Origin of the sequence: Flavimobilis soli (genome assembly GCF_002564025.1) — a bacterium.
In the GTDB taxonomy this organism is placed as follows: Bacteria; Actinomycetota; Actinomycetes; order Actinomycetales; family Cellulomonadaceae; genus Flavimobilis; species Flavimobilis soli.
The window spans coordinates 1,520,949-1,535,470 of sequence record NZ_PDJH01000001.1; the positions used below are offsets into that span (position 1 = coordinate 1,520,949).

A 14,522-nucleotide genomic window follows, 5' to 3' on the forward strand; every position below is an offset into this window, starting at 1 on the left:
AGCGGGCGGAGGAAGGGCTCGGGCCCGGACGCTGCAGCGCCCGGGCCCGAGCCCGACGGACGAACGCTCAGGCGCAGTAGCCCGACGCGGACTGGTAGCTGCCCGACACGGTCCAGGTACCGACCTGCTGGGTGCCCTTGACGTACGTGATGACGCCGGACGGCAGGTACTGGGTGACCTTGCGTCCCGGCACCGAGATGGTGACGTTGGCGCCCGTGCCCTTGACCTTCGCGGCCACGACCTTGCCGGCGCCGCAGATCTGGTAGCCGCCGGTCGACGCGGCCGAGGCGGGTGCCGCGAGGGCGGTGGCCGAGGCTGCGAGCAGGAGGCTGGTTGCTGCTGCGAGGAGAGTGCGCTTCACGTGGAACTCCTTGGCTGGATGGGGCACCGTCGCGGCCGCGACGGTGCGGGCGTGAGCTCACCGCCCCGGCCGGGTCTCGAGTCCGTTCGTCACCGCTCCGGAGCGCGCGCGGCGACGCGGGCAGCTCTGCCCGGCCAAACCGCACGATCCGCACATTACAGAAATTTGCAACGTCGGCAACAGGGTTCTTGCAGCCCGTTGCGGAAGAGCGTCGATCCAGGTCAGGCGCGGAAGCCGAGGTCCCGCAGTCGCTTGCGGTCCTTGCGCGACGCCGAGGCCTGCAGGCTCAGCAGCTCCGCATAGATGCCCCCGCTCGTCGCGAGCTCGTCCGGGCTGCCGATCTCGTCGACCCGACCGTCGCGCAGCGTCACGATCGTGTCCACCGACGAGATCGTCGACAGGCGGTGCGCGATGATCAGCGTCGTCCGGTTCTCCATGAGCTCGTCGAGCCCCGCCTGCACGGCGCGCTCCGACTTCGTGTCGAGCGCCGACGTCGCCTCGTCGAGGACGAGGATCGGCGCGTCCTTGAGCATCGCCCGCGCGACCGCGATGCGCTGCTTCTGGCCGCCCGAGAGCTTCAGGCCGCGCTCCCCGATCGTCGAGTCGTAGCCGTCCGCGAACGCCGAGACGAACGCGTGGGCGTTCGCCCGGGTCGCGGCGTCGACGATCTCCTCGTCCGTCGCGCCGTCGCGGCCGTACGCGATGTTCTCCCGGACCGTCCCCGAGAACAGGGCGGCCTCCTGGAACACGACAGCGACCCTGCGGCGCAGCTCGGTGAGCGGCTGCTCGGCGACGTCGCAGCCCGCAACCCGGATCGTGCCCGCCGTCGGGCGGTAGAAGCCGAGCAGCAGGCTCACGAGCGTGGTCTTGCCGCCGCCGCTCTCGCTCACGAGCGCGACGCGCTCGCCGCGGCGCATCGTGAACGACACGTCGGAGAGGACCTCGGCGCCTTCCTCGTACGCGAAGGACACGTTGCGCACCTCGACGACCGGGCCGTCGTCGGGCACGTCCGCGGCAGCGACCGGGACGACGGCGGTGGCCGGGCTGTCGTCGTCGCGCCCCTCGTCGAGCGCGTCCGCCGTCAGCAGGAGCGGCTCGTCGCGGTCGGCCGGCTCGGCCATGACCTCGAAGTAGTCCTTGCTGCCCGCGATCGCGCGCTGCGTCGTGTCGACGAGGTAGCTCATCATCGTCACCGGCGACTTCGCCATCGCGACGAGCTGGATGAGCAGCACCATGTCGCCGACCGTGAAGCGGCCCTGCGCCGTGCCGACGAAGAGGATCACGTAGATCCCGAAGAACACGACGTTGAGGAACGCGCGGCGGATCGCGTCCATCGTGTGCCAGTGCCGCGACTGCTCGCGCGTCGTCTCGACGGTGCGCGCGAAGCGGCGGTCGAACAGCCGCAGCTCGCGCCGCTCCGCGACGAAGCTCTTGACGACGTTGATCTGCCCGACAACCTCGGCGAAGCGCCCGCCCGCGAGGTCGACCTGCTCGTTCTTCTGCGCCTCGAGCGCCTGCCACTTCTTGCTCGTGAGCGCCGTGAGCCCCACGTACACGGGGAAGACGAGGGCAATGAGCAGGGCGAGCGGCCACGAGTAGCCCGCGCTGATCACGAGGACGGCCGCGACCGTGAGCAGCATCGGGAAGAAGTTGTTCGCGAAGTTGTTGAGGAAGCCCGTGACCTCGGTGATCGACCTGGTCAGGCGGCTGATGATCGCGCCGGTGACCTGGTTGTCGAAGTATCGCTGCGGCAGCCCGAGGAGCTTTGCGTAGTAGCGCGTCGAGAGCATGCGGCGCATGCGTGACGCCATGACGTCGCCGAGGTACCCGCCGACGTTCTGCACGGTCGAGCTGAGCAGGTCCGCGACGAGGAGCGCGACGGCGAGCCACACGACCGTGCGGATGACGCCGTCGGCCGGCCCTCCCGTCGCGACGCCCACGACCGTGTCGGTCGCTTCCTTGAGGATGAACGGGGCCACGAGCGCTGTCGCGGTCGTCAGCAGCGAGCAGACGACGATGCCGGTGTAGTACGGCCACAGGACGCGGGTGGCGGCCAGGATCCGGGCGATGCTGCGCACGCAGCCTCCTCGTGCTTGGGCGGGTCAAACAATCATCCTCCACGGCGCTCGCGTCCCGGCCCGCGAGCCGTCATGATCGTCCCTGGCCAGGTTGGCCGCACATCCACGTCAGGAGAACACATGGCCTCGCTCTACGGCATCGACAAGTTCATGGTGCTGCAGCGCATCACGATGATGGTGAACCGCTATGCGGTGCACGCGGTCCTCCCCGACGGCTCGCAGGGGGAGCTGCTCGCCGTCGCGCAGCAGAAGCGCATGGCGTTCAAGGAGCAGGTCACGTTCTTCACGGACGACTCGCGCACGACGCCGGTCTTCTCGTTCAAGGCGCGGCAGGTCATGGACCTCGCGGCGACCTACGACGTCATGGACGCCGCGGGCACCCCGATCGGCATGTTCCGCAAGGACTTCGGCAAGTCGCTGCTGCGCTCGACGTGGCACCTCGAGGCGGCGGGGATCTCGGCGGTCGGTCAGGAGCGCAACCAGACCGTCGCGCTCCTGCGCCGGTTCGTCGACCTGCCGTTCGCGTATCACTTCGACTTCGCCGACCCGTACGGACCGGTCCTGTCGGTCGAGCGGCAGTTCTCTCTGCGCGACCGCTACACGGCGACCGTCCCGGGCGCCCGCCTCGACGGCCGCGTCGCGGCCGCGATGACGGTCGCGCTCGACGCGCTCCAGCAGCGCTGAGCCGCGTCGGCGCGCTCACGGGAGCGGGAGCGCCCTTGCGACCGCGTCGGCGAACGCCGCGGGGTTCTCGAGCATGAGGACGTGCGTCGTCTCCGGGACGACGGTCACGCCGATGCCAGCGCCCGCGAGCGCCGGGTCGCCCGCGAGCCAGCCGGGGAGCCCACCCACGATCACGTGGACGGGCATCGATAACGCGTGGAGGGCCTCGTCGAGCACCGGCATGTCACCGAGCGCCCGCTCGGAGCGGTACTGCGCGACCGGGTCGGCGACCCGCATGGTTGCGGCCCAGTCCGGGCCGGCCGCCTCGAGCCGACGGGCTAAGCCGCTGCGGACGAACTCCTCCTCGGTGAGCCCGTCCACGCCGGGACGCGGCGTCGGTTCCAGGCTCGGCTCGACGAGCACCAGCCGCCCGGCGAGGTCGGGCCTGCGGTCAGCGAGGATACGGCGATCCCGCCGCTCATGCTGTGCGCGACGAGGTCGACTGCCGAGAGCCCGAGAGCGGCGAGCGCGCGCGCTACGGCGTCGGCCTGGTCGGCGAGGCTGTAGCTGAACGAGGTGGGCCTGTCGCTCGTCCCGAACCCGAGCAGGTCGACGAGGAAGGCGTGCCGCCCGGCGAGAGCGGGGCTCGCGACGGTCGCGGCGTAGTAGGGCGCTGACGCGGCCCCGAGCCCGTGGAGGAGCACGAGCGGGGTTCCCTCGCCGGCGATCTCGACGTATCCCGTGCGTGCGCCGTCCAGGCCTACCTCGACGTGCTTCATGCTCGCTCCTCCTCGTGGGACTGCCGCCAGGTTCCCCGCGGTCGTCGCAACGTACCGGGGGCCACTGACACACGCCGTCGGGCAGACGACGAGGGCGCCGCACCCGCCGTGACGGCGGGTGCGGCGCCCTCTTGCGTGGTCCCGTCAGCCGACGACGAGCCGCGTCTTGCCCGATGTCGCCTTGGTCACCTTGCTCGAGCCGGAGTACGTGGCCTTGACGGTCCACGTGCCCTTCGCGAGACGAGGGAGCGTGACAGCTCCCTTGCCCTTGGTGAGGCTGACCGTCCGCACGACCTTCTTCTTGCCCTTGGTCGCGGTCACGGTGACCTTGCCGCCCGGCGTCGTCCCGGTCGCGGTGACCTTGACGGACACCTTCGACCTCGCCTTGGTCGAGACCTTCTTCTTCGCGAGGGTCGCCTTGACCTTGGCAGACGCCTTGGCGACCTTGACGGTGCGGGTAACCGTCACGGGCTTGTAGGCCGAGTCGCCTGAGTAGGTGAAGGTCAGCGAGCGCTTTGCCCCGACACCGAGCTTCGTCGAGAGCTTGACCTTGGCCACACCGTTCTTCAGCGTGGCGGAGCCGACGGTCGTGCTGCCGCTCGTGATCGTGACCTTCCCGGTCGGAGCAGGCTTGCCCGCGACCCGCTTGACCGACACGCTCGCGGTACCCGCGTAGCGGACGCTCGCAGGAACCGAGAGCGACGACGTCGCCTTGGCGTCGACGACCGGCTTGGCGGTCACCGTCAGCCTGGCGGCCGCCGACGTCACCGAGCCGACCTCGTTCGAGACGACCGCGCGGTACTCCGTCCCGTGAGCCGCGAGTGCGGCTGTGAGGGCGTAGGACGACGAGGTCGCGCCGGCGACGTCCGCCCAGCTGCCCGACGCGTTCTTCCGCTGCCACTGGTACGCGAGCTTCCCGCCGCCAGTCGCGGCGACCGTGAAGGTCGCCTTGCTGCCGTCGACGACGGAGACGGCGGCCGGCTGGCGCGTGATCTTCGGGGCCTCGACGAACGTCAGCGGCGTGAAGGTCTCGTAGGCCGCGACCTTGGGGCCGCCACCTGCGTAGGTGTAGATGCCGTAGCGGCCGGGCACGTCGGCGAGCCAGCTCTTGTCGACCTTGACCGTCGTCGTGAACGAGCCGTCGGTGCGCAGCTCGGTGTAGCCCGTGCCGTCGATCGACTGCGTGGGGCTCGAGGCCGCGAAGGACGCCGCCGGGATGGCCCACATCACCGAGACGCCGTTGCGGAGCTCGCTGGCGGCGAGCTTCGGCGACGTGCCGCCCTCGGACGGGCGCCACGCGTCCTCGGCGCGGGCGAACGCGATGTAGACGCCGGACTGGAGACCTGCGAACGGCGGTCGCGTCCCGATCGCGAAGCTCGGGTCGAAGTTGCGTCCCTCGACCGTGACCGTCGTCGTGCCGTCGGCCGCGACGGTCGTCTGGGAGACCGTCACGGCCCCCTTGATCCCGAGGTCGACCGCGAGCGGGAGCGCTGGCTTCTTGTCCTGCGAACCGCCGCAGCTGGTCGAGTAGAAGTGCGACTTGAGGGACGTCGGGACGACCGCGACGAACTCCTCAGGCCACGAGCCCCACCAGCCGGTCGCGCCGCCCGAGGCGACGCACGACGTGCTCTGGTTCGTGACGACGCTGCTGGGGAGGGTCACGCCCTGGTAGTCGGGCTGCAGGCGGAAGTCCCCGTCGAGAACGTCGGCGACGTCGACGTCCGCGACCGTGGCGACGGCGATCCGGCCAGCGTCGACGGCCGGCACGGTCGCGCCTCCCGTGTCCTTGCCTTCGCCGAAGGTGACATCGAAGGTCAGTCGCGCCGCGCCGTCAGCGATGACGAGCTGCGGGTCCGCGTAGGTCTCCGACGGAGCGCCGAAGGTCGAGGGGTAGGCGTTGACGGTGTAGGACCCGGTCCACGAGACCGTCACGTCCCCGGTCGTCCGATCCAGGCTTCCGGTGCCGCCCGAGAACCGCACCGCGTTGGGGGTGATACCGACGGGCAAGGACGACGCGGGGTACGCGTCGACGGCGTACTCGGTCTGGCCTGCGGTGCCGTCGAGGTAGCTCGCGTCGCCCTGGAAGGCACCGAACGTCCACGCGCCGAACACGCCCTGCTGGGCGTAGCCGCTGACGCCCCAGTCGAGCTGGGCGTCGTCAATCGCCGTGGCGAGTCCCGCTGCATGCGCGGAGGGTGCGACTGCTGCCACGCCGGCGAGGGTGAGGGCGGCTGTCAGTACCGCCCCGAGGGCGCGACGACCTCTGGTCGTTGTCATAGAGAGCTCCGGTGAAGTCCAGGCGCGGGACCAGACGGGGCCGTCGGCCGCGCGAACAGTGAAGTAAGGCTCAACTTACTGAGGCATGCCTAACAACACGAGCGCGTCTCATGCGTCGGACCGAGAACGTACGCGGCGGACATGAGAAAGCGCCGGGTCCGATCCCCCGATCCAGGACCCGGCGCACCACACCCACGCCACCGTTTCCCCCGAACCGGCGGCGCCAGGGCGCCACGAAGATCTCACGGCGACCGTGACGGACCTGCGCGGACCTGCGTCTGGGATGCGGTGCCCCCGCACCTCACCCCGACGCCTGGCGGCATCTCTGGCTAGTCGCGCCATGGCCGGTGACACAGGGCCCAGGCGAGCGACGTCGCTGCACGCTTGGCGTGCACACCGAAGCGTGCCAACGACCCGAGGGTCCCGCAACCGGAAGAGCGCTCCTGTGGATCACCCTGCGCGTCACCCCTGACCAGCAACGACACACACGGAGCCAGGTTTCCGCGAGATTCCGCGCCCCACGATCTGCTTTCGACCTCCTGAGGGGGTGCGAGCATTCACCCGCTCGTCTCGACTAACGAGACTCACGCGTGTCTCACGCGCAGGGTGCGCACCGGCCCAGGGTGAGGCGTAGCTGCACGACATCACCCACGTTTAACGTCTCGAGCGCCCGGGCCCCCGTCGCCGCCTCGTGGACCGTGACCGTGCCGAGTCCTTCAATCTCGACGAGCGCCGACGCCGCACCGCGACGGAACGGGACGCCCGTCACGACCCCGCGGCGCAAGAGCGCCATGTCGCGCTCCGCTCCGACGGGCGCGTCCTGGCCGACGGAACCCAGCCCCAGCAGGCGGAAGCCCCCCGGTGGTACCGCGAGCGACGCCCCGTCCACCGTGACGAACACCTCGTAGCCGAGGAAGGACGCGACCGTGCGGTCCGCGGGCGCGGCCCAGAGCTCGGCGGGAGTCCCCTCCTGCAGCACGCGACCGCGCGACATGACCGCGACACGGTCGGCGACCGTGAACGCCTCGTCCTGGTCGTGCGTGACGAACACGGCGGTGGTGCCCGTCGCGAGGAGGGCGGCGCGCAGGTCAACCGCGAGGCGCTCGCGCAGCTCGCGGTCGAGCGCCGAGAGCGGCTCGTCGAGCAGCAGCAGCCCGGGGGCCGGCGCGAGCGAGCGGGCGAGCGCGACGCGCTGCCGCTCGCCGCCCGAGAGGGTCGAGACCTGCCGTGACTCGTAGCCTGCGAGGCCGACGGCGTCGAGCAGCTCCGCGACGCGTGCCCGACGGCGCGCGGCAGGGATGCGCTCACGTCGCCCGCCGCGCAGGGCGCGGCCCTCGAGGCCGTAGGCGACGTTGCCCGCGACGTCGCGGTGCGGGAAGAGCTGGCCGTCCTGGAACATCAGGCCGATGCCGCGCTCGTGCACGGGCAGCCCCGCGAGCGAGTGCCCGCCCCAGGAGATCTCGCCCGTCGACCGCTCGAGGCCCGCGACCGCGCGCAAGAGGCTCGACTTGCCGCAGCCGGACGGACCGAGCAGCGCGAGCACCTGCCCGCGCGGCAGGTCGAGCGAGACGCCGTCGACCGCACGCACGGGGGCGTCGCGGCGCGACGCTCCCTCGTACCCGACGACGACGTCGCGCAGCCTCAGCCCGGGCGCACCCTCCGCGGGCGTGACGGGAGCGTCCGAAGCGGCGCTGCGCGCCACCACCACATCGACCATCAGAGCTCTCCTGCCTTGTCGCCGCGCATCCGCTCGGCCACCACCATCACTGTCGCCGTCACGACGGCCAGGACGACCGCCGCGGCGAGCGCCGTCCCGAAGTTCTCCGCACCCGGCCGCCCGATGAGCCGGAAGATCACGACCGGCAGCGTCGCCGAGTCGGGCCGCGCGAGGAACGCCGTCGCACCGAACTCGCCGAGGGACACCGCGAACGCGAAGCCGACGGCGAGACCGAGCGGACGCGTGACGAGCGGCAGGTCGACCGTCGCGAGCACGCGGCCGGGGCGAGCGCCGAGCGTCGCGGCCGCCTCCCGCAGGCGCGGGTCGAGCGCGCGGAGCACCGGCAGCACCGTGCGCACGACGATGGGGATCGCGACGACCGCCTGCGCGACGGGCACGAGCAGCCCCGACGAGCGCAGGTCGACGCCGAGGCCGAGCGGTCGGTCGAGCGTCACGAGGAACCCGAAGCCGACCGTCACGGCCGAGACGCCGAGCGGCAGCATGAACACGCCGTCGAGCAGCGCGAGGCCGCGACGGCCTGCCCGTGAGCGTGGGCGCCGGGACACCACGAGCGCGACGAGGCCGCCCACGACGACGGCGATCAGGGCCGCGACCGCAGCCGTCCGCAGCGAGGTGCCCGCGGCCTGCCACGCGGTCACAGACGAGCCCGCGACGGGCTCGGCGAGGTTCCGGTAGTTCTGCAGGGTCCACGTGCCGTCGGCCGTGCGCAGCGAGCGCAGCAGCAGGTTCGCCATGGGCCACACGAGCAGCCCGAGCACGACGACGGCTGTCACGGCGAGGCTCGCCCAGCCGCCCGCACCGAGCCCGCGCGGGCGCAGCCGTCGCTCGCCGGGAGCCGAGCCGAGCAGGGCGAGCGCACGCACGCGCCGTGCCGACGCGCGGCCCGACACCCACAGGACGGCCGCGACGACGACGAGCTGCAGGACCGACAGGACCGCGGCCGCGCGCAGGTCGAGGAACTGCGTCGTGCGGACGTAGATCTCCGTCTCGATCGTGCCGAAGCGGCTGCCTCCGAGGATGAGGACGGTGCCGAACGCCGTCGCGCAGAAGAAGAAGACGAGCGCGGCGGCCGACGCGATCGCGGGGGCGAGCGCGGGCAGCGTGACCGTGCGCAGGACGCGCAGCGGGCTCGCGCCGAGGGCGCGCGCGGCCTGCTCGGGACGGGCGTCGAGCTGCGCCCAGAAACCGCCGACCGTGCGCACGACGACGGAGTAGTTGAAGAAGACGAGCGCGACGACGATCGCGGTGAGGCTCTGGTCGAGGCCGAGCCCGCCGAGCGGGCCTGCGTCCATGAACAGGCTGCGGAACGCGACACCGACGACGACGGTCGGCAGGACGAACGGCACCGTGACGACCGCACGCACGAACGCACGGCCGGGGAACGTCCGCCGGTACAGCACGTACGCGCCGGGGAGGCCGAGCAGGACGGAGAGCACGGTCCCGAGGCCGGCCTGCAGGAAGGTCAGGCCGACGACGCGCCACGTGCGCGGGCGGCCGAGCACCTCGCCGAACCCGCCGAGGTCCCAGGCGGCGGGCGACCACGCGGGGTGCGCCGCGGCGTCGGGCGACGCGAAGCCCTTGAGGATCATCGTCGCGACGGGCCACAGGAAGAAGACCGCGAGGAACAGTCCCGGGACCCCGACGGCGGCGAACCAGAGCGCACGCCCGGTCGCCCTGCGCCGGGCACCGCCGGGTGCCGCGTCCCCGTGGGGGGCGCGGTTCCCGGTCGGTGCCGGTGCGAGGGTCGTCGTCACGGTCGTGCTCGTCTCAGCCGAGCATCGTGTCAGTCCACGACTCGATCCAGGCGTCGCGGTTCTCCGCGAGCGTCGCGGGGTCGACCGTGATCGTCTTCTCGGCGAGCGGCCCGAACTTCTCGAACGCCTCGGGCAGGTCGACGTCCGGGTCGACCGGGTACATGTACACCGTGTCAGGGAGGGCCGCCTGGAAGTCGGCGGAGAGCATGTAGTCGACGAGTGCACCTGCAGCGGCGGGGTTGTCGGAGCCGGCGATCACGCCCGCGTACTCGACCTGGCGGAAGCACGTCGCGGGGAGGGACGACGTCGTGGACTCGTCGCCGTCGAGCGTGTAGGCGGGCGACGAGCCGTACGAGAGGACGACGGGGCGCGGGCCGCCCTCGCCGCCGCCGGAGAAGTCGACGTAGTAGGCGTCCGACCAGGAGTCGGAGATCTTCACGCCGTTGTCCTTGAGGCTCGTCCAGTAGTCGAGGTAGCCGTCCTCGCCGTAGGCGCCGACGGTCGCGGCGAGGAAGGCGAGGCCGGGGGTCGACGTCGCGGGGTTGGTGAGGACGACGAGGTCCTTGAGCGCGGGGTCGGCGAGGTCGTCGAGGGTCGCGGGGACGGGCACGTCGGGGTGCGCGTCGAACCAGCGGTCGTCGACGTTGATGCAGACGTCGCCCTGGTCGATCGGGGTGAGCGCGGTCGAGCCCTCGAGCAGGAGGTCCTTCGCGGCGTCGGGCAGGGCGGGGGAGGCGTGGTCGGCGAAGACGCCGGCCTCGAGGGCGCGTGCGCCGAAGATGTTGTCGATGCCGTAGGCGACGTCGCCGAGCGGGGAGTCCTTGGTGAGGATGAGCTGGTTGACGAGGGTGCCGCCGTCGCCGAGCTGGGTGACCTCGACGTCGAGGCCGAGCCCCTCGAGGTCGGCCTTCTGCTCGTCGGTGAGCTCGAAAGAGTCGTGGGTGACGAGGGTGACCTTGCCGGTCGGCGGGCCGGCCGTCGTCGTCGTGGTCGCCGGGCTCTGCTCGGTGGAGCAGGCGACGAGCAGGCTCGTGGTGGCGATCGCTGCGAGCGTGGCTGCGGTGCCCTTGCGGCGGCGGGTGGTGGTGCTCATGCGTTGGTGTCCTCCTAGGTCAAAGGAGGGGTGCCGCGTCGCGCCCCGCGTGTGCTGCGGCGCACGACGTGGAGAGAATCCCGACTCCCTACACCGGTGCTAACCGGATCAGGTTCGAGGGTCTGCGGTGGTCCGCACTCTCAGCGCTCACCGTCCGTGCGGGCGGCAGCGCTCCCCTGTCGTTCCTGACCAGCCTACCGCCCGCCGCGCCTCGCGGCCGTGCCCGTCCTCACACCGAGAATGGTTGACGCTTCAACTTTCTCGGGGGAGACTGAAGACATGAGCCGAGACATGATCGACGCCGCGAGCGCCCACGCCGCCGCACCCTCCGCCCTCCTGCCCGGCGACCGCCTCGCAGCCGAGACGCACATGGACGCGGTCACGCTGTACGTCCGCGACATCGACGCGATGGTCGCCTTCTACACGAACGTCATCGCGCTCGAGGTCCTGGCGAACGACGCCGCGGACGGCCGCGACGCCGTCGTCACCCTCGGCCGCGGCACGACGCCGCTCGTCGTCCTGCGTGAGGCTCGCGACCTGCCGCCGCGCCGCCCTGGCGAGGCCGGCCTGTTCCACACGGCGATCCTCTTCGCCGACGCCGCAGGCCTCGCCGCGACGCTCGCGCGCGTCGCGACGCTCACCCCGCAGCTCTACACCGGCGCGGGCGACCACCTCGTCTCCGAGGCGTTCTACCTCGACGACCCCGAGGGCAACGGCATCGAGCTGTACGTCGACCGCCCGCGCGACCAGTGGCGCTGGCGCGACGGCCACGTCGAGATGGCCACGCTGCACCTCGACCCGAACGCATTCATGCAGCAGCACCTCGACGAGGCCGTCCTCGCTGCCCCGCATGCCTCGGCCGCGACCCTCGGCCACGTCCACCTGCAGGTCGGCGACATCCCGACCGCGCGCCGCTTCTACGTCGACACCCTCGGCTTCGAGGCGACGACCGAGATGGGCTCGGCCCTGTTCGTGTCCGCCGGCGGCTACCACCACCACATGGCGATGAACACGTGGGCGTCGATGGGCGCTGGCCCGCGGCCCGTGAACCTCGGCCTCGGCGAGGTGTCGATCGTCGTCCCGACGCGCGACGAGGTCGGCGCGCTCGCCGACCGCCTCAAGCACGCGGGCGTCGCCGCCGCGGACGACGGCGCCGTGCTCACGTTCGCCGACCCGTGGCGCAACGAGATCCGCGTCGCCGTCGGCTGACCCCGGACACACCTCGGCCCCCTCGTCGCGAGCGACGAGGGGGCCGAGCCGTCTGCCAGGGCGTCAGCGCGAAGCGTGCAGGACCCGCGTCAGCGCGAGGCCTTCAGGGTGCGCCCCGCAGAGATCCGCGACGTCACCTTGCGCGCGCCCTTGTTCGCAGCGATGCGGCTCAGCGCGGCGACCGCACCCGTCACGCCCGCGAAGGTCACGATGCCCGCGATATTCGACTCGTTGTCGAGCGGGTCCTTCGGGGCGTCGTGCCCCGTCGCCTTCTTCCACACCGCGCCGAGGAGCTTCTGCGCCAGCCACGCCGCCAGCGCGGACGTGCCGATCAGGATCAGCTTGTCGACCATGCCCTCGTCGTTGTCGTCAGCCACGTCGGTCCTCCTCGTCGCTCGTCGGTGCGGCAGCCCGGGTCGGGCGGCCACCCTGCCCACGCTACCGGGACCGTGGCGCGCTGCACGTCGGCCGACCTGCACGCACGCCGCACGAGCGCCCGACCAGGTCCGGCCGTCCTGGCCGTCGTCGGCACGACGGGGCACGATGGACAGGTCGCTCACGACGACGGCACCCGGGGCGAGGAGGACCAGTGCGGCGAGACACCTGGACGCGGCGCGCCGTGCCGGCGCTCGCGGGTGCGCTCGCGCTGTCCTGGGTCCTCGTGTCCGCGGCTCCGCGCCCCTCGGCCCCGGGCCTGACGGGCGACGGGCTCGTCCGTGCCGTCGCCGCGGGCGCGGACGAGAGAGCGGGCGCGACGGGGGCGCACGCGACGATCACCGACGTCGACCACCCGGACGTCGCCGCGACGGACGAGGACGTCGTCGTCACGGTCGAGGTGAGTGCGGCCGGGCCGACGCTCCGGCTCGAGCGCCGGGACGGCGGGCGGTGGACGCCGGTCGCCGAGGAGGTGGCCGAGACCACGGCCGTCGCGCTCCCCGTGCCGAGCCGGGCGGGCGACGCGACGTACCGCGTCGTGCTCGACCCGGGCACCGGCACGGTCCGCACGAGCCCCGAGCTCACGATCTTCCAGTCGGACAGCCAGGAGCACGCCGCGTACGTCGCTCGGGCTCGCGCCGCCGTGCGCGACTTCTGCCCGCTCACGCCGATCTACGTCGACTCGCCCGACGTGCGGTCGGGCCAGACCGTCGGCAAGGCCCGCTCGTCGTGGGCGTGGGCTGACGGGCAGGCACGCTGGACCCAGTCGATCCGGCTGCGCTCGGGCCTGCCCGACGCCGTGCTCGAGCACACGGCGCTGCACGAGTGCGCGCACGTCGTCCAGGTGCGCCCGCTCGTCGACGGCGAGAGCGCGTACGAGGAGTCGACCGCGAGCGCCGAGCGGCTCTACGCCCGCGGGCCGGCCGAGCCGGGCGAGCTGCAGGCGGACTGCATGGCGTCGGTGATCACGGGGCGCACGGCCGTCATGTACTACGCGCGGACGTGCACGGCGCGGCAGAAGGCCGACGCCCGCGCGATGTGGCGCGACTACGGGTCCGTGCGGCAGTCGCCCTCGCTGACCTGGGCCTGGAAGGGCTGAGCCCGGGTCATCGCCGTCGCGCCGGACCGCCCCGGTGCCGAGGACGCCCCCACGCGCACCCTGCCCGCGACTGCGGGCGTCGCCGTCGGCCTACCGACAGGCGGTCGCCCGGTTGCCGTCCGCCCGCTGTGATCCTCGCCGCTTCTGGCCGCCTCCGGTTGACGCTCGTCCCGGCCCGACCTAATTTTGAACTGACCGGTCAGATCAAAAGACTGCCGCAAGCTCAGGAACAGGACTATGAACCCCACCCCTCCCGCGAGCCGCACCGAGGTCGAGGACCTCCCTGCCGCACCCGCGCACGCTGCGCCGCCCTCCCAGCCCGCGCCGCGCCGCGCCGTCGTCCAGGCGAAGGACCTCACGCTCACGTCCGCACGCGGAACCGTCTACGGACCCGTCTCCCTCCACGTCCGCGAGGGCGACCTCGTCGTCCTCCAGGGACCCCAGGGCTCCGGCCGCACGAGCCTCCTGCTCACCCTCGCCGGCCGCATGCGGCCCGACCGCAGCACACGCCAGCTCACCGTCCTCGGCCACGAGCTGCCCCGCGAGCGCTACGCCGTCCAGAAGCTCGCCGCCGTCGCCGGCTTCGACGCGATCGACCGCCTCGACGACTCGGTGACGGTCGCCGACACACTCCGCGAGCGCCTCACCTGGCTCACGCCCTGGTACCGCCGCGCCCCGCGCCTCACCGAGCAGACGTACCGCGACGCCGCCTCCGCCGTCTTCGGCGAACGCCACCTGCCCGCGCTCGACACGGTCGTGTGGGACCTCGACGAGGTCGACGCGATGCTCCTGCGCATCACCGTCGCGATGCTCGCGCAGCCGCGCCTCCTCGTCGTCGACGACCTCGACCAGGTGCACGACGCCGCGCGCCGCCAGCTCGTCTGGGACAGCCTCGCCGGCCTCGCCGCCGCGGGCGTCACCGTCATCGCTTCCGTCGCGTCCGCAGGGGAGGTGCAGGCCATGACCTGGCAGACGTCGCCCCGCGTCGTGCGCCTGACCACCGGCCCGCAGCTCGACGCCTGACCTCCCCCAGGAA

General features: G+C 72.3%; 13 protein-coding genes and 1 riboswitch. Of the genes, 4 read left to right on the forward strand and 9 right to left on the reverse strand.

Features of this window, described 5'->3' with window-relative positions; all coding sequences use genetic code 11:
• Positions 1-67: 67 nt before the first annotated feature.
• Together ATL41_RS06945 and ATL41_RS06950 are read right to left on the reverse strand one after the other, a co-directional pair.
• Positions 68-361 (reverse strand): hypothetical protein, encoded by a 294-nt coding sequence (locus tag ATL41_RS06945; RefSeq protein WP_098457826.1) that lies wholly within the window; start codon positions 359-361, stop codon positions 68-70.
• A gap of 221 nt (positions 362-582) precedes the next feature.
• Positions 583-2,439: an ABC transporter ATP-binding protein gene (locus ATL41_RS06950; RefSeq protein ID WP_098457827.1), complete on the reverse strand. Its 1,857-nt coding sequence runs from the start codon at positions 2,437-2,439 to the stop codon at positions 583-585.
• Positions 2,440-2,559: 120 nt separating this feature from the next.
• On the opposite strand from ATL41_RS06950, the gene ATL41_RS06955 reads away from it, so the two are divergent.
• On the forward strand, positions 2,560-3,123 hold the full coding sequence (locus ATL41_RS06955) for an LURP-one-related family protein (protein WP_098457828.1): 564 nt from the start codon (positions 2,560-2,562) through the stop codon (positions 3,121-3,123).
• A 15-nt stretch (positions 3,124-3,138) separates the two neighbouring features.
• Here ATL41_RS06955 and ATL41_RS13360 read toward each other — a convergent pair whose 3' ends face one another.
• From ATL41_RS13360 to ATL41_RS06980, 6 genes are all read right to left on the reverse strand, one after another.
• Entirely contained in the window at positions 3,139-3,483 is a 345-nt protein-coding gene (locus tag ATL41_RS13360) for a hypothetical protein (RefSeq protein WP_219810367.1), read from the reverse strand.
• Positions 3,441-3,881: an alpha/beta fold hydrolase gene (locus ATL41_RS13365; RefSeq protein WP_219810368.1), complete on the reverse strand. Its 441-nt coding sequence runs from the start codon at positions 3,879-3,881 to the stop codon at positions 3,441-3,443. The genes ATL41_RS13360 and ATL41_RS13365 overlap by 43 nt, the downstream gene beginning before the upstream one ends.
• A gap of 144 nt (positions 3,882-4,025) precedes the next feature.
• On the reverse strand, positions 4,026-6,092 hold the full coding sequence (locus tag ATL41_RS06965; protein WP_098457829.1) for an Ig-like domain repeat protein: 2,067 nt from the start codon (positions 6,090-6,092) through the stop codon (positions 4,026-4,028).
• Between the two features lie 661 nt (positions 6,093-6,753).
• Positions 6,754-7,875, reverse strand: coding sequence for an ABC transporter ATP-binding protein (locus ATL41_RS06970; RefSeq protein ID WP_098457830.1), 1,122 nt, complete (start codon positions 7,873-7,875; stop codon positions 6,754-6,756).
• On the reverse strand, positions 7,875-9,650 hold the full coding sequence (locus ATL41_RS06975; protein ID WP_425432662.1) for an ABC transporter permease: 1,776 nt from the start codon (positions 9,648-9,650) through the stop codon (positions 7,875-7,877). The genes ATL41_RS06970 and ATL41_RS06975 overlap by 1 nt, the downstream gene beginning before the upstream one ends.
• Positions 9,651-9,663: 13 nt before the next feature.
• Positions 9,664-10,743, reverse strand: a complete 1,080-nt coding sequence (locus ATL41_RS06980; RefSeq protein WP_098457831.1) for a thiamine ABC transporter substrate-binding protein — start codon at positions 10,741-10,743, stop codon at positions 9,664-9,666.
• Between the two features lie 68 nt (positions 10,744-10,811).
• Positions 10,812-10,931, reverse strand: a riboswitch (TPP riboswitch).
• A 91-nt stretch (positions 10,932-11,022) separates the two neighbouring features.
• Between ATL41_RS06980 and ATL41_RS06985 the strand changes: the two genes are divergently transcribed.
• A complete protein-coding gene (locus tag ATL41_RS06985) occupies positions 11,023-11,952 on the forward strand; it encodes a VOC family protein (protein ID WP_098457832.1) in 930 nt (309 codons plus the stop codon).
• 89 nt (positions 11,953-12,041) lie between these two features.
• Here the strand turns inward: ATL41_RS06985 and ATL41_RS06990 are convergent, their stop codons facing one another.
• On the reverse strand, positions 12,042-12,329 hold the full coding sequence (locus tag ATL41_RS06990; protein WP_098457833.1) for a DUF4235 domain-containing protein: 288 nt from the start codon (positions 12,327-12,329) through the stop codon (positions 12,042-12,044).
• A 212-nt stretch (positions 12,330-12,541) separates the two neighbouring features.
• Here ATL41_RS06990 and ATL41_RS06995 point away from each other — a divergent pair, with 212 nt between their 5' ends.
• The gene (locus ATL41_RS06995) at positions 12,542-13,486 is read left to right on the forward strand and encodes a hypothetical protein (RefSeq protein WP_098457834.1); all 945 of its coding nucleotides are present in this window, start codon (positions 12,542-12,544) and stop codon (positions 13,484-13,486) included.
• 237 nt (positions 13,487-13,723) lie between these two features.
• On the forward strand, positions 13,724-14,509 hold the full coding sequence (locus ATL41_RS07000; protein WP_098457835.1) for an ATP-binding cassette domain-containing protein: 786 nt from the start codon (positions 13,724-13,726) through the stop codon (positions 14,507-14,509).
• The last annotated feature ends 13 nt before the right edge of the window (positions 14,510-14,522 follow it).